General features: G+C 66.9%; 12 protein-coding genes. 6 read left to right on the top strand and 6 right to left on the bottom strand.

Going from position 1 to position 19,949, the window contains the following annotated elements:
- Positions 1-41: 41 nt before the first annotated feature.
- Positions 42-761: a hypothetical protein gene (locus IT361_13955; GenBank protein MCC6318781.1), complete on the bottom strand. Its 720-nt coding sequence runs from the start codon at positions 759-761 to the stop codon at positions 42-44.
- A 151-nt stretch (positions 762-912) separates the two neighbouring features.
- On the opposite strand from IT361_13955, the gene IT361_13950 reads away from it, so the two are divergent.
- Both IT361_13950 and IT361_13945 read left to right on the top strand, forming a co-directional pair.
- Positions 913-1,407 carry a hypothetical protein gene (locus IT361_13950; protein MCC6318780.1) on the top strand — a complete coding sequence of 165 codons (495 nt, stop codon included), beginning with the start codon at positions 913-915 and terminating at the stop codon, positions 1,405-1,407.
- 26 nt (positions 1,408-1,433) lie between these two features.
- The gene (locus tag IT361_13945) at positions 1,434-2,549 is read left to right on the top strand and encodes a hypothetical protein (protein MCC6318779.1); all 1,116 of its coding nucleotides are present in this window, start codon (positions 1,434-1,436) and stop codon (positions 2,547-2,549) included.
- A gap of 27 nt (positions 2,550-2,576) precedes the next feature.
- Here IT361_13945 and IT361_13940 read toward each other — a convergent pair whose 3' ends face one another.
- The 3 genes from IT361_13940 to IT361_13930 form a co-directional block, all read right to left on the bottom strand.
- Positions 2,577-4,946, bottom strand: coding sequence for a carbohydrate binding family 9 domain-containing protein (locus tag IT361_13940; protein ID MCC6318778.1), 2,370 nt, complete (start codon positions 4,944-4,946; stop codon positions 2,577-2,579).
- A 189-nt stretch (positions 4,947-5,135) separates the two neighbouring features.
- On the bottom strand, positions 5,136-8,234 hold the full coding sequence (locus IT361_13935; protein ID MCC6318777.1) for a glycosyl hydrolase: 3,099 nt from the start codon (positions 8,232-8,234) through the stop codon (positions 5,136-5,138).
- Positions 8,235-8,361: 127 nt separating this feature from the next.
- Positions 8,362-9,204: a hypothetical protein gene (locus tag IT361_13930; GenBank protein ID MCC6318776.1), complete on the bottom strand. Its 843-nt coding sequence runs from the start codon at positions 9,202-9,204 to the stop codon at positions 8,362-8,364.
- Positions 9,205-9,588: 384 nt separating this feature from the next.
- Between IT361_13930 and IT361_13925 the strand changes: the two genes are divergently transcribed.
- The 3 genes from IT361_13925 to IT361_13915 are packed head-to-tail and all read left to right on the top strand — an operon-like array spanning position 9,589 to position 12,784.
- Positions 9,589-10,197, top strand: a complete 609-nt coding sequence (locus tag IT361_13925; protein MCC6318775.1) for a Uma2 family endonuclease — start codon at positions 9,589-9,591, stop codon at positions 10,195-10,197.
- A gap of 6 nt (positions 10,198-10,203) precedes the next feature.
- The gene (locus IT361_13920; protein MCC6318774.1) at positions 10,204-11,376 is read left to right on the top strand and encodes a metallophosphoesterase; all 1,173 of its coding nucleotides are present in this window, start codon (positions 10,204-10,206) and stop codon (positions 11,374-11,376) included.
- Between the two features lie 10 nt (positions 11,377-11,386).
- Positions 11,387-12,784, top strand: coding sequence for a sodium:solute symporter family protein (locus IT361_13915; protein MCC6318773.1), 1,398 nt, complete (start codon positions 11,387-11,389; stop codon positions 12,782-12,784).
- A gap of 167 nt (positions 12,785-12,951) precedes the next feature.
- Here the strand turns inward: IT361_13915 and IT361_13910 are convergent, their stop codons facing one another.
- The gene (locus IT361_13910) at positions 12,952-16,233 is read right to left on the bottom strand and encodes a glycosyl hydrolase (GenBank protein MCC6318772.1); all 3,282 of its coding nucleotides are present in this window, start codon (positions 16,231-16,233) and stop codon (positions 12,952-12,954) included.
- Positions 16,234-16,590: 357 nt separating this feature from the next.
- Here IT361_13910 and IT361_13905 point away from each other — a divergent pair, with 357 nt between their 5' ends.
- Complete coding sequence (locus tag IT361_13905) at positions 16,591-19,095, top strand: vitamin B12-dependent ribonucleotide reductase (protein ID MCC6318771.1); 2,505 nt, start codon at positions 16,591-16,593, stop codon at positions 19,093-19,095.
- A gap of 70 nt (positions 19,096-19,165) precedes the next feature.
- Here IT361_13905 and IT361_13900 read toward each other — a convergent pair whose 3' ends face one another.
- A complete protein-coding gene (locus tag IT361_13900) occupies positions 19,166-19,549 on the bottom strand; it encodes a hypothetical protein (GenBank protein MCC6318770.1) in 384 nt (127 codons plus the stop codon).
- Positions 19,550-19,949 lie beyond the last annotated feature (400 nt).

Below are 19,949 nucleotides of genomic sequence, written 5' to 3'. Positions count from 1 at the left end.
GGCGCCCCGCGGCCAGCTTCACCACAGAAACCGCCTCCCGACTAACGCGGTCGTGGAGGCGAGATGAAGAGAAGGCGCGGTGAGCCGTCGGGCGCTTCGGTCACCGTCCACTCCCGCTCTTCCGCGCACTGCACTCTGCATTCGCCCAGCCCTTCGCGAAGGCTCAGTCTCCAGCGGTCGTCGATCAGCGACAGGGTCCATAGCGACCCTGACTGCAGCCCGTCATCCGGCGAAATGAACCCGGCCCGCATGCCGGGGACGGCGAGATAGCGTTCGAGGATCGCGGGCAGGTTCATGGCGTAGCGATACGTGACGCGAAGTGACCACGTGGTGCGGTCGCTTCCTCCGATACCCCGGCGGAGGATGACGCTGTCGGGCCGATGTGCGTTCAGCAGCGTGTCCAAACCGGTCATGCCGCCGGGCCGCACGATCCACTGTGGGAGAAACTTGCGCTGAAGCTGAGCGCCGCGCCGCGACTGCAGCACGTCGATCAGGCCGTCGTCCGGGATCAGGGTCAGCGCCCACCAGTTGCCCTCGGGCATCGCGCGCGGAAGGCCCGCTATCTCCTGCACCGCTCGCGTGAGGAACGCGCCTGCGCGTGCGGCGATCGCACTGTCGATGAACGAACTCGTATCGAGGCCCTGAAGCGCCAGCACGGCGGCCGCATGTGCGGTCCACGCATCGTTAGGCGACGGGCGGGCGAGGCGAACCGGTTGCGCACTCGTCAGGCCCGGAAGCGCGAAACATGCGAGCACGGCCATTGCCAGCCTCATGGTCCGGAACCGAAGCGCTCGACGAAGACATCGGCAGTGTCGCATCTGGTTGTGTTCGGTTTGTACTCCTTCATCGAACGCTTGACAAATGTCAAGGGGGGGGTATGGTCGTGCCACATCGAACCGTCCGGAGGCCGAGATGAAGGTCCCAATGGGACTCCTCCTGCTGTCCACGGGTGTTGGCGCCGCGCAATTGCAGGCGCAGAGCCAGTGCTACGCACTTCAGTACGGCTGCTCGACGGGTACCGCTCATACTGCGTCGGGAAGTGGCGCCTCGATCGGAGCGCCTCAACATGTCTCCTGCAACATCTGCCCGGGCGAGTCGATATTCGACTGCCATGATGAGTGTGCGGCCTCGTTCGCTGGCGTGACGGGTGAGGCGTACCGCGCAATCGTCGAGGCTGCCACGACCGCAGATGTGCGCACGCTGCTCGCGCTCGCGCCACTCGCGGCGGGGAGCGTCGTCTACAACGCGACACGAAAGGCGTTGGAGGTCATGGATTGTCGCCAGGCGAGCGTCATTGCCTCGCTCCCGATACCGGACGCCGACCGGATCGCCGTGCTTGCGGGCCTCAACCGCGCGACGGCGCCCGTCGCACCCGTGCATACGGTGGACCTCGCACGTTGGCACTGACTGTTCATCCGCAAACGGAGGGTGCCATGGGCGCACGCTCAACCGCGCGTCGATTGGCGGCGATCGTCCTCGCAACGCTGGCGCCTAACGCGGCGAGCGCGCAATCGGAGCGGCACATCGGCGACCAGCGTGCTTGCCCTCGTTGCGAGGTCACCGTTCGTGGCGAACACGTCTTGACCGGCTCACGAGGTGTGGACATTCCGGCTGGCATTCAAGCCGTGCGCGTCGACCAGCGTGGGCGCTTCTGGGTCCTCGCAGGGGACGAGCCACCGCTGATGTTCGACTCCGCCGGTCGCCTGCTGGGGCGCGTCGGACGCAAGGGCGCCGGACCGGGCGAGTTCGTGCGACCGCGGGACATGGTGCCCGTCGGCGGCGATAGTGTTCTGGTTCTCGACGCGGGTGCGGCGCGGTTCTCCTTGTGGTCCGCTGATCTCAAGCCGGGGAGGACGATCGCGGTCGAAGGCTTTCCCACGCCGCTGCTCGTCGAGGACTGGCCTGCCGCCATCCTCGGCTCGGGATCGGTAGGTTCACCGTCTGGCGCAGGATGGCCCCTGCATCGCCTCGATCTGTCCGGCCAGGTTGCGGAATGGAAAAGTTCGTTCGGCCCCGACGATGGGGCGGTGCGGCCCGGCGAATACTGGAGGCTTGCGCAGGTGCTTGCCCCCGCTCGAGGTGGAGGCTTCTGGGCCGCCGACGAAGCACAGTATCGGGTGGGTCGGTGGGATTGGCCCAGCCGACGCGTGTTCTTCCTCCGTCGCACACCCGACTGGTTCCCCGGTACCGCGCGAAGGGCGCTGGGCACACCGCGCACGGCGCCATCTCCTGCCGTCTCGGCCATGCACGAGGATGACGACGGGCTGCTCTGGGTCTTCCTGCGTGTTCCGGCTCCGGATTGGCCCGACGCCTGGCCGAGGGCCGCGCACGAAGGAGGAGAAGTCGACTACCGTCAGCTCGATCTTTCGAGACTCTTTGACTCGATCATCGAGGTCATCGATCCAAGGTCAGGCGCGCTGATGGCGAGCGAGCGCGTTGCCGAGTGGGTGATCGCATCGCTGCCCGGAGGTCGAATCGCGGCCGTCGAGGTTGATGCCGACGGAGCGACCCGCGTGCGAGTCTCCAGGGTGGGCCTGCGCCGCCGATAGGGCGTCGCGCGTTCTACGCTCCCATGGTTACCGTCGGAACAGCCAACTCACCTTCACAAACATCGCGTCCGACTGACGCGTCAACGTGCGATCGTCACCGCGCCCGAACTTCCACGCACCCGGCTCCGTCATCGTACGGTTGAACCCGGCATAGATCACCGTCCCCGGTGACGGCAGGTAGCTGAACAGGAACTCCGGCCGGAACGTGTTCTGGTGGTTCGCGCGTCGCTCCACCGTCGAGAACCCGCGTGCACGCACGTAGCGACCGCCAATCAAACGCACCAGCGGCCGCTGCGAGCGGTCGCTCTCGCGCAGATCGTCGGCGTAGTCGGCCGTATACTGCGCCACCGCGCGCACGAAGATCGACCGCGTGATCTGGTACTCCAGCCGAAGTCGCGGCAGACTGGTCTCGGCCACCAGCGAGTTGTCGCTCAACCGACGATAGCCCTGCCAGTCGTAGGTGCCCGTCACCCGCAGTTGGTCGGTTGGCCGCCAGGCGAGCGTGAGGTTGATCCAGCCGATGTTGGCCGACGTCCACTCGTAAAAGTTCTCGTCACGACCCCACACGTATTGCGCCGAGCCTGAGAACCTGCGGAAACTCGGCGTGCCGACGTTCACCACATAGTCGATGTTCCCCAGCCGATCGCGCCCGCTGAACTTGCGGTAGGTGGGCTGGCCACCAGGTCCAGGTTCCTCTACATACACGTTGCCAAACAGGGCGTCGTCGAAGCCGAAGGTCTCCACCAGGAACGACGTGCCGATGTTCCAGCCACCCTTGAGGAAGAAGCTGTTGTTGAAATGCAGCTTCTTCTCCTGCATGTCGTCGCCATGCACGAACCGCTGATAGCCCCACATGCCATCGGCGGCGATCTCGAATGTCGATCGCTCAAGAAGACTGCCGGGCTTTGCGTAGTGGGTCAGGCTGTGCGAGAGTCGCGTGGTGACGATGGCGGGGCGGTTGATGAACCCGGCCTGCGTGTCGAACTCGTCGTCGAGCAGGCTGAAGCGGTACTGCGCGCCTAACGTGCGACCGGCTCTGCGCACGACCGCCGTATAGAGCTGGCCCACGCGCGAGTCGGCGGCGGGCGCTTCCGTGCGGCTGCCGGCCGCCTGGAGCTGCGCACTGTAGATGTTCTTCCACACGATGCGCGCATCGCCGCCGAGCACTGTGTTCGTGTAGTCGCCGTCGCGGCGATCCGTCAGCAACAGGCCGACTCTCGACGCGCGCCCGAGGTCGTGCTGCATCCTCAGGATGTTGAATACGGGCCGATCTTCGAGTGTCGCCGAGAGCTGCTTGTCGTCCACGGCTGACAGGAGCGCGAATGTCGTGGCGCCCCGCTTGCCGACGGTCTTGGCGGCCACGAGCGGCGCTGCGATGCGACGCGTGTACACGAGGTTGTTGCCCACCGCGAACTGCTCGATGCCGTCCAGGAAGAACGGCCGGCGCTCCGGGAAGAAGAGCGCGCGGCGGGGGTCATTGACGATCTGTCCGGCGTCCGACTCCACCTCCGCGAAGTCGGGATTGATCGTGCCGTTGAGCGTCCAGTTGTTGGTGATGCCCCAGCGCACGTTGCCGCCGATCTCGGTCGTGTTATCGCGGTCGAAGGCGCTCCCGACCCGCGCGCCCGTGCGGCGCGACGTCACGATGGGGTTGAGGTCGAGCACCACGCCACGCTGCAGCCCGGTGAGGTCGCGCAGGTGGCCGAACTGCCCGAGGAAGGTCGCGGCGGCGCGCGCGGCCGGGGCCCACGAATATTCGTACCCGCGCGCCTGCACGCGGCGCGTCACGTTCACGCCCCAGACCTGCGAGGAGTCTGACTGATAGCGAAGGCTCTTGAAGGGAATCCGGACCTCGACCTCGTACCCAAACTCGGTCAGCCGTCCCTTCGATTGGAACACAAAGTCAGGCGAGATGTCGGTCGGCTCGCGCCCGATCTGCAGGGCGCCGAACGTGCCACTCGAGTTGTTCCCACGCTCGGCGAGCGTACCGTCGCCCTGCGAGCCCAGCGGGTTGACGGTGAAGACGGTCGCCTCGCGGCCGTTGTTGAACGTGGAGAGAAAGATCGAGACGTGGTCGTCGTTGTAGATCTTGTCGCGGTCGGCCAGGGTCGCGTTGATGGTGCCGGCTGGCGCGTAGGCTCGAATGCCAAAGTGGATCGCGGTGGGCGAATACCATACGTAGACGTCCGTGGAGTCGTCGGCGGCGACGCCGTCGTCGGGCGAGTAGCGCGAGAAGCCGGTGAGGACGGCCGCCTGCTTCCATGCCTCCTCGTCCAGCTGCCCATCGATGACGGCCTCGACAGCAATCCGGGGAGGCTTCACTTCGAGGTTGCGCTGCCGTCCGTTGTGGACCGTAGGATCGGCGCTTGCGACGAGCAGGGCGGCGAGAAGGAACATCGGATGGCGGAAGGACGGTGGGCGAACCGGCGCCGCACGCTGCCCTCGGGTCAGCGCGGCCGCGCAGATGCCCAAGATGAGCACCTGCGCAGCGTTCCGCAGGATCGGCGTGATGGGACGAACCGTATCGGGGCCGGAAGCCATCCCCCGTCGGTTGGACACCGTGGCCGGCGATCGCCGGCCCGCGTGCTACATCACCACCGTCTTCTTCTTCGCCACCACGCCCTCGATCTTCGCCGACAGCAGCAGGCGGTTGAACGCCTCGACATCCGTCTCGACCGACTCCACTTCCGCGCGGAGCGCCGACCAGAGCCGCTCCAGTTCGACGATCCGCTGCTTCGCGCCCGCGGTGAGCACCGGGTTGCCTTCGACCTGGCCCAGCAGGAAGCCGAATTGCCCGTTGATGCCGTTGGCGAAGTTGATGATGTCCTGACCGTTCTGGGCCTTCGTCGTGAGCTTCGGGTCGATCGATTCGACCTTCTTCACCAGGGCGCCACCGCGCGCGGCGATGGCCGCGGCACTGTCGGCATCTTTCGTTCGCGAGACAAAGCCCTGCACCTGCGTCTTCACGTCACGAATGCGATTGACGGCGTCATGCATCTCGCCGATGCGCCTGACGAGCAGCTGGGCCACCGAATCCCGCTCGGCGATCTGCACGGGCGTGACCTGAACGCGCGGGTCGAGCCGCACTTCGATCGGCTGCGTGCGCGTGGTGGTTCCCACCGTGAGTCGCACCTGGTACATGCCTGGCGTTGCCAGGGCGCCGGCACTCGGCGCGCCGAACAGGAGCACGCCGGGCAATTGCGTCGGGGCGGGGCGCCGCAGGTCCCAGATCACCCGATTGACCCCGGCGGCCGGGGCGAGCCGCTGGTTCCCGGTTCCTTCCCGGTTGGAGTACGACCGCAGCACCGCGCCGCGGCTGTCGAGGAACTCCACCTTCACCGTCGTCGCGCTGTCGGGCGCGTTCGCCAGTCGATAGAACACGACGGCGGGGCCCGGCGGGTTGCGTCCCGCGCTGGTCGGCGCGCCGAATCCGCCGCCGGCATCCGAGAGGATGGCTGCACGTGGCTTGTAGAGGTGCGCCGCGGCGGAGACGACGGAATCGGCGTGCTGCCGCACGACGGAGAGGTCGTCGAGAATCCAGAACGCGCGACCTTCGGTCGACGCAATGAGGTCGCCGTGCCGCACCTCGATGTCCGTCACCGGGACAACAGGCAGGTTGCCGGAGAACGGCTGCCAGCGCACGCCGGCGTCGTAGGAGACGTACACGCCGGTCTCGGTGCCGGCGTAGAGCAGCCCTCGGCGCTCCGGGTCCTCGCGCACGACGCGCACTGGCTCGTTCTCACGCAGACCGGTCACGAGCCGGGTCCAGGTGCGGCCGTAGTCGGTCGACTTGAACACGTAGGGCGCCGGGTCACCCACGCGATCCTTCCGGAACGCCACGTACACCGTCGCCGCGTCGAACGGTGACACCTCGATCTCGTTGACGAGTCCGTCTCCCGCCGTGGGCGGCGTGACGTTGGTCCACGTCCGCGTCCCGTCGCGCGTGAGCTGCACGTTGCCGTCGTCGGTGCCCACGTAAATGGTGTTCGCGTCGTGCGGCGACTCCTTGATCACGAAGATCGTCGCGTACACTTCGCCGCCCGCGCCTTCGTTGGTGATCGGCCCACCACCCCAGCCCTGGCGGGCCTTGTCGTTCTTCGACAGATCGGGTGACACCGGTGCCCACGTCTGCCCGCGATCGCGCGTGCGGAACAGCACGTTGCCGCCCTGGAAAACGGTGTTCTCGTCGTGCTGCGAGACGAGGATCGGCGCCGTCCAGTTGAAGCGATACTTGGTCTTGTCGGTCGGCTCCGTGAGGTTCATCTCGGGGTAGGCCATGATGTCGCGCGAGAGCCCCGTTTGCTCGTCGACCTCGTTGATCAGGCCCTGATAGCAGCCGCCGTACGTGTAGCGGAACGTCCGGGCGCTCACGCCAACGTTGGCACTCTCGCAGCCCGGGCCGTCCCACCAGTCGCGCGTCCCGATGGAGCCGTTGTCGCTGCGGCTCCGGATCACGACCGAAGAGTTGTCCTGCTGGCCGGAATAGAGCTTGTAGGGGTAGTCGTCGTCGACCGTGACGTGATAGAACTGCGCGGTCGGCTGGTTGTCCTGCGTGCTCCAGGTCTTGCCGCCGTCCAGCGAGATGGAGCCTCCGCCGTCGTTGGCATTCGCGAGGTAGTCGCTGTTGGTCGGGTTGATCCAGATCTGGTGGTTGTCGCCGTGCGTCGCCGGCACGCTCTGGAACGTGCGCCCGCCGTCGATCGAACGCATCACCGGGGCGTTCATCACCCAGAGCACGTCCGGGTTCTTCGGGTCGGCCGTCACCTTCATGTAGTACCAGCTGCGCGTCTGGATGAGCCGATCGCCCGAGGTGCGGCGCCAGGTGCGGCCCGCATCGTCGCTGCGAAAGAGTCCGCCGCTGTCGGCCTCCACGATCGCGTACACCCGCTCCGGGTCCGCCGAGACCGAGACGCCGATCTTGCCCACGAGGCGGGGCAGGCCACTGGAGAGGCGCGTCCAGGTATCGCCACCGTCGGTCGTCTTCCAGATGCCGCTGCCGGGACCGCCGCTCCGCACATTCCACGGCACCCGCTGATGGTCCCACATCGCGGCGTAGAGAATCCGCGGATTCGTTGGATCCATCGTCAGGTCGTTCGCGCCGGACGTGGCGTTTTCACCCTTGAGCAGCAGCGTCCATGTCTTGCCGCCGTCCATGGTCCGGTAGACGCCGCGATCGGGAGTGCCCTTCCATCGATCACCTTGTGCCGCGACCCACACGATGTCGGGGTTCTGCGGGTGGATGCGCACGGCGCTGATCTGCTTGGTCGACCGGAGCCCGATATTGGTCCACGTGCGGCCCTGGTCGGTGCTCTTGTACACGCCATCGCCGTACGACGACGACTGCCCGCGAATCGCGTGTTCGCCCGAGCCCACGTAGATCACGTTCGGGTCCGAGGGTGCGATGGCGATCGCGCCGATGGTGCTGGTCTTGAAAAACCCGTCGGAGATGTTGCGCCAGCTCTGGCCGGCGTTGTCGGTGCGCCAGACCCCGCCGCCCGTGTACCCCACGAAATAGGTGAGCGGCATCGACGGAATGCCCGTGATGGCGTTGGCGCGCCCACCGCGCCAGGGGCCAACGTTTCGCCAGCTGATGGCCTTGTAGGCCGCCGTGTCTGCGTTCAGGCCCTGAGCACCGAGCACCGCCGGAGCGGCCAGGAGCAGGGCGGGGAGAGAGCGGAGTCGCATGAGGGGGAGGGGGCAGCGAATGGAGTGGATTCGACCGCCTCTATGAAACACGCGGGGCACGGTTCAGGCAAACCGCCCCCTCCGTCCCCGCGAGCGCGAACCCGTCGCTCTCGCCCTGCGAACGCCTTCAGCGCGAACCGGTCCTGGCGACCTTCTTCCACGACGGCGTCCAGAAGCCCGGATCGGTCGCGATCCACGCGTCCGGCAGCACGCTGATGTTGGGATCGATCTGGAAGCGGTGGGTCTCCGTCGACATCACGCCCTCTCTGAGGAATCGGGTGAGTTCCGTGTTGTCTTCGGCCGAAAATGCCGCGTACACCTTCGCGGCATCCGCCTGGGCACGGTCGAAGTGGGCCGCCGACTGGATCGCGGTGAGCCCGATGTAGGTTCCCGCAGGTTCGCCCGCGCTCACTTCATAGAAAGCGGTCTGGAACTGCACACCGGCCCTGGCGGCGATGCCAAAGTATCGCTTGGCGGCCTCGGCGAACGCGGCGTCGTGGCCGGAGCGAATCCGCCAGCGCGTGACCTCGATCATGCGCGCCTTCGTGATGTCGGCCGGCTCGCCCGAAGAAAGATCCGGACGCAGCGTGGCGATCACGGTTCGGACGGCATCAGTGTGCGCCGCATCCAGGGCCTCGAAACGCTCGGCCACCGCGTTCAGCCGCGGCGTGCTGTTGTCCATCGCATTCCTGGCTCGCTCCTCGTTGGAGCCGAAGCCGCTCAGCCACCAGAGTTCCCTGGTCCCGGTGTTCCGGACGATCCCGAGGTATTGCCCCGCGTAGCCGGCGCGCGAGTTGGCTGCGGACCAGTCGGCTTCGAGCCTGGCGTGTGCGCTCTGGTGGCCGACCTTCTCCACCTCGATGATGATCGTCATCTCCTGCGGTCGACTCGGTGCCGGCCGCGCCTGGGCCAGGAGTACCGTCGATCCGGTGAGGCAGAGGCCGGCCAACACCAGCGATGCGTGGCGCATGGATCCTCCTGCGAGAAGGGAAGGTCAGTGGCGGCGACGCCGCAGGGGAGAGTTGCGGACGGCGTCGATGCCGAGCGCGCCCGGCGATATCGGGCACGCATCCAATCTTGGGGTGCATGGACTCATTTCAACCAGCAACTAATAGTTGGATGTCTGGTGAATCGTCGCGGCGTGCGTCGCGGCGGAGTCCGTGGCCCGGCGGGCTGCGGAGCCGGGCTGTGCGCCCGCGTGACGCGGGGGCGGCCATGTTTCCGGAGCAGGTCTGTTCCGTCGGGCTGCTTCCCGGCTCCCGGCCCGACCTGGTGGCCCGAACGCGCGTCAGTGCCCTCGCGCCCCCCGGCCCAAGCCCTTCCAATTCCGTCCGCCTCGGCATATGCTCGGCACATGCGGTTCGATCGCGACCTCCGGACCTTCACCGTCGACGAATACCTGCGTCTCGAGCGCGACGCCGAGGTGCGCCACGAGCTTGTGGGAGGTGAGCGGTTTGCCCTGTCCGGCGGCACGCTGCGCCACAACGCGATCGCGCTCAACCTCGCCGCGCACCTCCGGATCCTGACCCGTGACCGCGGCTGCCGCGTCTTCGTGAGCGATGTCAAGGTACGCGTGGCGAGCGACGTGTTCTACTACCCGGACGTGGTGCTCACCTGCGCTGCCGTCCGTGACGCCGACGTGGTCGTGCACGACCCGTATCTGCTGATCGAGGTGACCTCGCCCTCCACGGCAGCGGTCGATCGCCGTGAGAAACTGGTCGCCTATCGGCGGCTTCCATCGCTGCAGCACTACCTCATCGTGAGTCAGCACCGACGCCAGGTCACGCTGCATTCGCGCGACGAGGTGTCGGGGGAATGGACTGCGGAGTCACGGGCCGGTGTCGGGAGTCTTCGGCTGAGCGGCCTCTCCGGTTCCATCAGCCTCGACGACGTGTACGAGGGCGTGGCGCTTCCCGTCCCTGGGGAACCAGAGCCGGACGAGTTCGCCGGGTTCGAGGCATAGCTCCTGGTGCCGACGGGCATCAGATGGTTCGCCATGCTGTGGGGCGCTTGCCTGGTCTCGAGTGCGGCCGCGGCACAGATCCGCGGCACCGTGTACGAGGACCGCAATGCGAACGGGCGCCGAGACGCTGGGGAGGCAGGCCTGGCGCGGGTGGCCGTGTCCAACCAGTCCGATGTCGTGGCGACGGCGTCGACTGGCGAGTTCACACTGACCACCTTCGGCACCGGCGTGGTGTCCATCAGTCTCCCGGACGGCTTTGCGCCGACAACACCGTGGTGGCGACCGGCTCCGGGTGGCGACCGCGGTGCTCCGTTCGAGTTCGGGCTCAGGCAGTCGCCGACGCCGCGGGAGTTCACGTTCGTCCACGCCAGCGATACCCACATTGCCGCATCGAGCGTCGAGCGCACGCGTCGCTTCAAGCGGTTGGTCGATTCGCTGGCGCCCGCCTTCGTGATCGTCACGGGCGATCTCGTGCGCGATGCGCTGCGCGTCGGCGAATCCGAAGCCACCGGGTACTACGAACTGTTCAACCGCGAGATCGCACCGTTCACGCGGCCAGTGTGGACCGTGCCGGGCAATCACGAGGCGTTCGGCATCGAACGGGACCGCTCCGGGGTCGCGGCGTCGCATCCGCTCTACGGACGCACGATGTATCGGCGCTACCGCGGCCCGGACTACTACTCGTTCAACGCGGGCGGCATCCACTTCGTCGGCCTGAATAGCGTCGACATCGACGATCAGCGCTACTACGGGCATATCGACTCGCTTCAGTTGGCGTGGCTCGCCCGGGATCTCGCGCTCGTGCCGGCGAATGTCCCCGTGGTCACGTTCAACCACATTCCGTTCGCGACCGCCGTCGACATGATGAACGGTTTCAGCGAAGCGCCGCCCGCACCTTCCCTGATCACGGTGGCGGGCCACACGGCGTATCGGCACGTGGTGTCCAACTTCAACGATGTGCTGCAGGTACTGAAGGCGCGACCCTACCCGGTCGCGCTGCAGGGGCACATGCACGTGCGCGAGGCCCTGCGTTACGATGGCATTCCGACGCGCTTCTTCACGTCGGCGGCGATCGTCGGCGACACACCAGGCCGTGCCTTCACGTTTCCGTCAGGGGTGACGCTCTTTCGCGTGAAGGACGGCGTGATCGACGACGGCGTGTTCATCGCGCTGCGCTAGCGCGGGCCCAGTGACGCTGCACCTCCCGCTCCTCCTCGCGTACGCCGCGGTGCTCGTTGGGGTCGGCCTCTGGGTCGGGCGGCGCGTGCAGAGCGCCGACGGGTTCTTCGTCGCCGGGCGCGGCCTCGGACCAGGGCTGCTCTTCGCAACACTGATCGCGGCCAACATCGGGGCCGGTTCCACCGTCGGTGCGGCCGGGTTGGGCTACCGCGACGGCCTCGCCGGGTGGTGGTGGGTCGGTGCGGCCGGATTCGGTTCACTGGTGCAGGCGTTCTGGATCGGCCCGCGCATGCGACGGGTCGCGGAGGAGCACCGGCTGAGGACCGTCGGCGACTACCTCGAGTTCCGGTTTGGTCCCCGCGTGCGCGTGGTGACGAGCGTTTTGCTGTGGGTGGGCACCGTGGCCATCCTGGCCGGGCAGCTCATCGCGATGTCGACGCTCTTCTCTGCCATGATCGGCTCACCGAAGTGGGTCGGGTGTCTGCTCGGCGGCGTCGTGGTCACGGCGTACTTCACCGCCGGTGGGCTGCTGTCGAGCGCCTGGGTCAACGTCGTGCAGGTCGTCGTCAAGTTCGCCGGCTTCGCGCTCGCGTTCCCCGTCGCACTCGCCGCGCTTGGCGGCTGGGAGGGTTTTCGCGCGGCGCTTCCTGCCGACCCGGGCTATGTCGACCCGTGGCGCAACGGCGCTTCCGGTTGGATGTATCTCGCCCTGCTCGGGCCCGCGTTCATCGTGTCCCCCGGACTCCTGCAGAAGATCTTTGGGGCGAGGGACGACCGGACCGTTCGCATCGGCGTCGGGCTCAATGCGTTGGTGCTGCTCGGCTTTGCGGCCGTTCCCGTGCTCATGGGCATGATGGCGCGCGTTTCGCACCCCGCGCTGGCGTCGCCGCAGCTCGCCCTGCCCACGCTGCTGGTGCACGACGTGCCCGTGGGCATCGGCGCGCTCGGGCTGGCGGCCCTGTTCTCGGCGGAGGTCAGCAGCGCCGATGCAATCCTCTTCATGCTGGCCACGTCGCTGTCGCAGGACCTGTACAAGCGCACCCTCCGGCCATCAGCAACGGACGCGCAGGTCCTGCGGGTGGCGCGCTTCGCCGCGGTAGCCGGGGGAGGGCTGGGCATCGCGATCGCGCTGGCGGCGGACACGATCGTGGGGACGCTTTCGTTCTTCTACAGCGTGCTTGGCGTCTGTCTGTTCGTACCCATCGTGGGCGGACTCACGGTGCGACGCGTTGACACGCGCGCCACGCTCTGGGCGATCGTCGGCGGGATCGTGGTGATGCTCGGGCTCCGCCTCGGCGCCGGGGAGGCCTGGCACGGGCTGACGCCGGCGATGGTCGGCCTGGCCACCGCGCTCCTCGCGGCCGCGGGCTCCGTGGCGCTCGGCCCGGCGCGCGCCGGGTCGCGGTGACTGTCGTGGATGCCGGGGTTCATGCCGGCTTCCACCACCCACGCCGACGGAAGCCCGGGGCGACGCCGGTGAGGCCTGCACAGCGCGGGGGTCGTTAGGCTCCGCGCCCGCGAGACCCGGCGCCGGCGCGCGTTCCGTGTTGCTGGAGCGCGCGCCGGGAAGGGCCGCTACTGAACGATCGGCGGTGGCTGAAGCCCCAGTCGAGCGGCCTTCTGGGCAAAGAGGGTCAGGTCGCCGGCCACGAGCTGGGCAAACTGCGCCTTGAGCCCGTCGAGCTGCTGCCGGAGCAGCGTGTACACCTCGCCCTGCTGGTCCGTCGGGCGGAAGTCGGCGCTCGACGCGGACACGTCGCTGCCGACCGATGCCAGCTTCTCGTACAGCTGATTCGGGCTCCGGAACGCGTCTTCGCGCGCGCCGGTGAGCGTGATGTCGTAGAGCTTGCCCTCGATCGTCAGCACCTTGCGTTCGATGTCGTCGATGTCCTTGAGGAATGCTTCCGCATCGGCAAGTTTGGGATCACGCCCGGGTGCGGCACCAAACTGGCGCGCGTCACGGATCTTCTCCCGAAGGGTGGAGCGGAGCTGCTCGAACCCGCGGCGCTGCCATTCGGCCTCGTCGATGACGGCCACCGTCTCACTCAGTGCGTCCCGAATCCGCAGCGCGAGCGCGACCTGCGCGGCGATATCGGCGTCCGTGCCTTCGCTGTTCGGGTCGCGGCGCACCTCGACGATCTGCCGCAGGGTATCGCGCCCCCACGCCATGGCCACCGTGTATCGACCAGGTGCGACCAGGGGCCCGACCTGTCCGCCAACCAGGTCCAGATCCCACGGCACCAGCGGTCGCGAGTCGGTCACGCGCAGCCACGTGTTTCCCGGTGGGGCGGTGCGCAGTTTCGCGCGCCGCGGCGCGTCGTAGCGCAGATCCCAGAGCGCGCGGTTGAGCCCGCGTCGCGGCGCGCCGGTTGCGAATCGGCGCACCACGCCGCCGTTGGCGTCGGACACCACAAACCGCACGGAGTCGCGCGCCGTCGAGTCGCGGGGCACCTGGCCCACGGCATAGTTGATCGTCGCCGCGAGCGGCGGATCTTCGCCGCCGACCATCGAGTTGGTGGCCGCGATCGGCGTCGCCACCCGTCGGAAGCGGTACGTCGGTCGCATCGGCATCATCGTCAGGCGGCGCGTCGCCAGTGAGTCGGCCATCGACCGCAGGTAGCTGATGTCGTCGGCGATGTAGAACCCGCGACCGTACGTGGCGACCACCAGGTCGTGGAAATGCCCCTGCACGGTGAGCCAGCTCACCGGCGCGTGCGGCATGTCGCCGTTGATCTCCATCCAGTGCGCGCCGTCGTCCAGCGATACGTAGATGGCGTTCTCGGTTCCGGCGTAGAGCATCCCGCGCCGGACCGGATCTTCGCGTACCACGTGCACATAGCTGAACACGCTGACCGGAATGTCACCGTTGATGCGCGTCCAGGTGCGACCGTAGTCCGTCGTCTTGTAGATGTAGGGATCGCGATCGTTGATGAGGTGCGCATCAACGGCCATGTACGCCGTGGCCACGTCGTACTTGCTCGGTTCGATGTTCGTGATCGTGCTCCACTTCGGCAGGCCCGGGACGTTGGCCGTGAGGTTCGTCCACGTCTTGCCGCCGTCGCGGGTGAGGTGCAGCAACCCGTCCATCGTCCCCACCCAGATCAGGTCCTTCTGCAGGGGAGACTCGGCGATCGCGAACGTGACCGTCACGTTCTCGACGAACAGGTTGTCGATCACGAATCCGCCTGACGACTGCTGCTTGGTGCTGTCGTTGGTGCTCAGATCCGGCGAAATCAGTGTCCAGGTCTGGCCGCCATTGGTGGTCTTGTGCACGTACTGCGAGCCCACGTACACCGTGTTGTGGTCGTGTGGGGAGATGTGGATCGGGAAGGTCCACTGGAAGCGATACCTGAGATCCTTGGGCGGAACTCCATAGCCGGCTTCGGGCCATGGTTCCACGGCGCGCGCCATCCGGGTCTGCAGGTCGAAGCGTTCCAGGCCGGCATCATAGCACCCGCTCCAGACCGTGCGACCATCGACCGTGTCCGGAATGGCCCAGCCGCTTTCGCATCCGCCCACGGCGCTCCACACGCCGATCGATCGCGAGCCGCGCGAGTTGCTCGGGCCGCCGTACGAGTAGCCGTCCTGCCGGTTGCCGTAGAGGTTGTACGGGATCTTGGTATCGGTATTCACGTGATACATCTGCGCGTTGGGCAACACGATGCGCGTGAACGAGCGGCCGCCGTCGATCGTGATGCCCACCCCGCCGTCGTCGCCCACGACGAAGCGGCTGGGGTCGACGTGATCCCACCAGATGTCGTGCAGGTCGCCGCCGGCTCTCGGGGGGTTCGCCATCTTGGTGAGGCCGCCGTCCAGCGTGCCAATGAAGCGTACGCCCACGAAGAACACGTTGTTCGCGTCCGCCGGGTTCACGCCGATGCGTGTGTAGTACTGTGGACGCTCGAGCAGGTCGTGGTCGCGATTCACTGCGCGCCACGAGCGCCCGCCGTCATCGGAGCGGTAGAACGCCGGCTCGCGCATCTCGATCAGCGCGTAGACCCGCTGCGGATCGCTGCGCGCGATGCCGATTCCGATCTTGCCCATCGTCCCCGTGCGCGGGAGGCCACGCCCCCAGCCCGTGCCCCCTGGGCCGCCATCGAGACGCACCCACGTGTCCCCGGCATCGCGCGACATCCAGATGCCGCTCCCCGCGCCACCGGAGTTCTTGTCCCAGGGCACGATATACTGCTGCCAGCTCGCCGCGAACAGCACGCGCGGATTCGTCGGATCCATCACCACGTCGATGACGCCGGTGCTGTCGTTCACGAACAACACGCGCTTCCAGTTCGCGCCGCCGTCGGTTGTACGGTAGAGCCCCCGGTCCTGCTGCGGCCCGTAGCCGTGCCCCTGTGCCGCGGCGTAGACGATGTCCGGATTCGTTGGGTGGATCACGACGCGGCCGATACGACCCGTGTTCTCCAGTCCCATGCGCTTCCAGTGCTGGCCCGCATCGGTCGATCGATAGATGCCGTCGCCGATGGAGATGTTGCTGCGCAGGAAGGTCTCGCCTGTGCCGAACCACACCACGTTCGCATCGCTTGGCGCCACCGCGACCGCGCTCACTGACGAGACGCGCAACGAGTCGGTGATCGGTGACCAGCGGATGCCGCCGTTGGTGCTCTTGAAGAGCCCGCCGCTTGCGGCGCCGGCGTAGTAGGTCCGGTATTCTCCCGGAACCCCGGCGACCGCGATGACGCGGTTTCCGTCGGGACCCACGAAACGCCAGTGCGGAATGCGCACGAACGTCGAGTCGATCGCCGGGGCCCGCGCGGGGGCGGGTGGGGGGCCGCCGCGCTGTGCGAGGGCAGGGGCGCCGGTGGCCAGGAGGAGGGGTATGACGAGGATACGACGGGGCACGGTAGCTATAGAGGAAGGGGAGGTCGTTGGGGAAGTTGCCTTCGGGACCTGACCCGGGCTATCGGGTGATCCCGGTGGGCCAAGGCGCCTGGCTTCCGGTCGTTTCGGCAGACCGAGGGGTGCGCCCAGTGGGGCGCTGGTGTTCAGCCCGGCAGCCACCTGCGCAATTCAAGTCTGTGATGTTGATTCCGTAAGTCGTTATGATTCAGCCAGATGTGAACACACTGGCGCGCTTTCACGAGCGCCCTTAGGATTCCCGCCCGCGCTGGACTGGTCAGGTGGCCGGATTCGCCCTCTTTGTAGGTCGACCGGAGCCCGACCGCCCACCAAAGCCGATCATCAGCAGCCCGACTCGACATGCCCCTTCCCACCAAGCCTCCCGCCGGCCCCCTCCAGCTGACCTCCAATGCGCTCACCGTGCTCGGCAAGCGCTATCTGGTCAAGGATGCGACAGGGAAGCCGCGGGAAACACCGGAGGCGCTCTTCTGGCGCGTGGCTTCGGTGGTGGCGGAGGCGGATCGGCGGTACGGGGCGTCGGAGGGGGCGGTCAACGAGGTCGCGGATGCGTTCTATAGGCTGATGACCGAGCGTCGGTTCGAGCCTAACTCGCCGACCCTCATGAACGCCGGCCGGCCCCTGGGCCAGCTCTCGGCGTGTTTCGTGCTGCCCGTCGAAGATGCGCTGTCGAACGGCAGCAACGGGATCTACGACACGCTGCGCTCGATGGCGCTCATCCATCAGAGCGGTGGTGGCACCGGCTTCTCGTTTTCGCGTCTGCGTTCCCGTGGTTCCATGGTGCGCTCCACGACGGGCGTTGCGTCGGGGCCGGTGTCGTTCATGAAGCTCTATGACGCGTCGACCGATGCCGTGAAGCAGGGCGGTACACGTCGTGGCGCCAACATGGGCATCCTGCGCGTCGATCACCCTGACATCATGGACTTCGTGACCTGCAAGGAGGATCTGACGCAGATCACGAACTTCAACATCTCCGTCGCTGTCACCACGAAGTTCATGGATGCGCTCGAGGTGAACGGCTCCTACGATCTCGTCGAGCCGTCGTCAGGCAAGGTCGTGGGCCAGCTCGATGCTCGGATGGTGTGGGACAAGATGATCGAAGGCGCGTGGCGCACGGGTGAGCCTGGGGTCTTCTTCATCGACGAGGCCAACCGGTACAACCCCGTGCCGCACCTGGGGTCGTACGAGGCGACCAATCCGTGTGGTGAGCAACCGCTCCTCGCCTACGACGTCTGCAACCTCGGCTCCATCAACATCGGGTACTATGTCGTCGACGGGCGCATGGACTGGAACGCCCTGCGGCGCGACATCCACCTGTCCACGCACTTCCTCGACAACATCATCGACGTCAACAAGTATCCGCTGCCGGAGATCGACGCGCTGTCCAAGCGCATCCGTCGCATCGGTCTGGGCGTGATGGGTTTCGCGGATGCACTGATTCGTTTGGGGATTGCCTACGACACGCCCGAAGGCGTGGAGTTCGGTCGGCAGCTCATGGAGTTCGTCGACGTCGAGTCCAAGAAGGAATCCCAGCGGCTGGCCGAGGAGCGTGGAGCTTTCCCCGAGTGGGCGCGATCGATCTTCGGGCCTGACGAGACGTGCGCCCGCGACGCCGAGGGCAAGCGCATCCGCTCGATGCAGCTCCTCCGCAACTGCAACGTCACGACCGTGGCGCCCACCGGCACCATCTCGATCATCGCCGGCTGCTCGTCGGGTCTCGAGCCGCTCTTCGCCGTGGCCTTCATGCGCAACCAGGCCGGCGTGATGATGCCCGACGTGAACGAGGACTTCGTCGCGATTGCGCAGAAGGAGGGCTGGTACAGCGACGCGCTGATGGAGAAGATCGCGAAGGAGGGTCACATCCACTTCGCCGAGGTGCCCGAGCGCTGGCAGCGCGTGTTCGTGACCGCCAACGAGATCAAGCCGGAGTGGCACATCCGGATGCAGGAGGCTTTCCAGAAGCACACGGACTCGGCGATCTCCAAGACCACCAACTTCGCCCATACCGCCACGCAGGACGACGTGCGCGCCATCTACGAGCAGGCGTACCAGGCGAAGTGCAAGGGCGTGACCGTCTATCGCGACGGCTCGCGTGACGGTCAGGTGTTGTCCACCGGTACGACGGAGAAGGCGAAGGCCGAGCGCGAAGGGAAGGTCGATCCAGCGGAAAAGCGCGAACTGGGTGCCCTGCAGGGCACCATCGCCGAGCTCGAGGCCGACGTGGAGCGGCTCAAGAAGGCGCTGTTCGACGCCGAGAGCGAGAACCTGCAGCGCCGGGCCAAGCGCTCCCGTCCCGACACATTGCGTTCGACGTCGATCCGCAAGGAGACGCCGTTAGGCACGATGTACGTGCACATCTCCGAAGACGAAAAGGGCCAGCCGTTCGACGTGTTCATCAACCTGGGCAAGGCCGGCGGCTCGGCCATGGCGGACGCCGAAGCGATGGGGCGGCTGATCTCGCTCGCCCTTCGGTCAGGGATCCCCCTGGCGTCGGTGCACAAGCAGCTGCGCGGGATTTCGTCTGATCGCGCGGTGGGGCTTGGGCCGAGCAAGGTGCTGTCGGTGCCTGACGCGATCGGTGCGGCGCTGTTTGACTGGAACAAGGAGAAGCAGGGGGTTCAGCAGGAGCTGATCTCTTCGCCAGCTCCGGGTGCGCCGCCGGCGATCGAGACGGTGGTGGCGTCGGTACCGGTGGCTGGAGGCCCGTCAGGCGAGCAGCTGGCATTTGGGGCGATCGAAGACGGAGCGCAAAGCTTCATCGGGACGTGCCCGGATTGCGGGTCGCAGCTGGAGTTTGCCGAGGGGTGCGTGAAGTGTCACGTGTGCGGCTTCAGTGAGTGCGGCTAACAAGCAAGCCAAGGCTGAAAAAGGGGGGGCGACTCAGGTCGCCCCCTTTTGCTTCACCGGAACCTTCTGATCACCCCGCCACCAGCCGCGATGCCAACGCGCGTCGCAACTCCTCGGCCTGCCGTGGACTCCCTGCAGCCGCCGCCGTCCGCGACGTCACCAGCTCGGCCCGTTCGGACACCAGCGGGTCCGCGTCCGCACGTGAAACATCCGCTGCCGCGGCCCGCGCCTCGACCACCGGTGGTTCCCGCAACGACTGACCAAACGACCGCAGCGCATCGAGCTGCTCCGTAGCCATCAGCTCGATCGCCTGCTGGCAGCGCGCGTTCGTGGTCAGGAACTCGGTGAACGCGGGATCGTCAAGCTCGCCCGTATTCACGAAGCGAGTGAACGCGTCCCGGTGCACGGGATCGACAAGCCGCGGAACCTGATCGGAAGGGGGGCGATTTGGCATGGTCGCAAAGTGAGGTCTACCGCATTGACACACGAAGGGCCCGAGATATTACATCGAGCGCCAAGTGATGCTCTCCCAACGGGTTGCAATGATGCACGTCAGTCCTCCATCTCGCGACGCAGGCGCGCCATGAGCCGAAAGAGCCGCACGGCCATCGCCGAGTAGGTGATGCCGCGCCGACGGGCCATGTCGGCGATGCTCACGTCGCCCCAATAGCGGTCGTGGAGTCAGCACGAGCCGAGCACTGTCCCCACCGATTTCGGCGTTGAACGCGAGCGAGTCGACGAACGCGCAGGCGGTACAGGTCGCAAACCGGGTGTCGCGGCCCGGCACGAGCGGGTTCTGCTCGTACTTGATGGTGGACAGCGCAGCCAACAGGGCCACGAAAGCGGTGCCGATC

Source organism: Gemmatimonadaceae bacterium (assembly GCA_020846935.1).
Taxonomy (GTDB): domain Bacteria; phylum Gemmatimonadota; class Gemmatimonadetes; order Gemmatimonadales; family Gemmatimonadaceae; genus RBC101.
This window is presented reverse-complemented; position numbering and strand designations above follow the sequence as displayed.

What these genes read in the sequence shown, in the direction of transcription:
- IT361_13945 (MCC6318779.1), top strand. Translation starts at nt 1,434, where the DNA reads ATGGGCGCACGCTCAACCGCGCGTCGATTGGCGGCGATCGTCCTCGCA.
- IT361_13930 (MCC6318776.1), bottom strand. Translation starts at nt 9,204, where the DNA reads ATGCGCCACGCATCGCTGGTGTTGGCCGGCCTCTGCCTCACCGGATCG.
- IT361_13955 (MCC6318781.1), bottom strand. Translation starts at nt 761, where the DNA reads ATGGCCGTGCTCGCATGTTTCGCGCTTCCGGGCCTGACGAGTGCGCAA.
- IT361_13940 (MCC6318778.1), bottom strand. Translation starts at nt 4,946, where the DNA reads ATGTTCCTTCTCGCCGCCCTGCTCGTCGCAAGCGCCGATCCTACGGTC.
- IT361_13925 (MCC6318775.1), top strand. Translation starts at nt 9,589, where the DNA reads ATGCGGTTCGATCGCGACCTCCGGACCTTCACCGTCGACGAATACCTG.
- IT361_13900 (MCC6318770.1), bottom strand. Translation starts at nt 19,549, where the DNA reads ATGCCAAATCGCCCCCCTTCCGATCAGGTTCCGCGGCTTGTCGATCCC.
- IT361_13950 (MCC6318780.1), top strand. Translation starts at nt 913, where the DNA reads ATGAAGGTCCCAATGGGACTCCTCCTGCTGTCCACGGGTGTTGGCGCC.
- IT361_13905 (MCC6318771.1), top strand. Translation starts at nt 16,591, where the DNA reads ATGCCCCTTCCCACCAAGCCTCCCGCCGGCCCCCTCCAGCTGACCTCC.
- IT361_13935 (MCC6318777.1), bottom strand. Translation starts at nt 8,234, where the DNA reads ATGCGACTCCGCTCTCTCCCCGCCCTGCTCCTGGCCGCTCCGGCGGTG.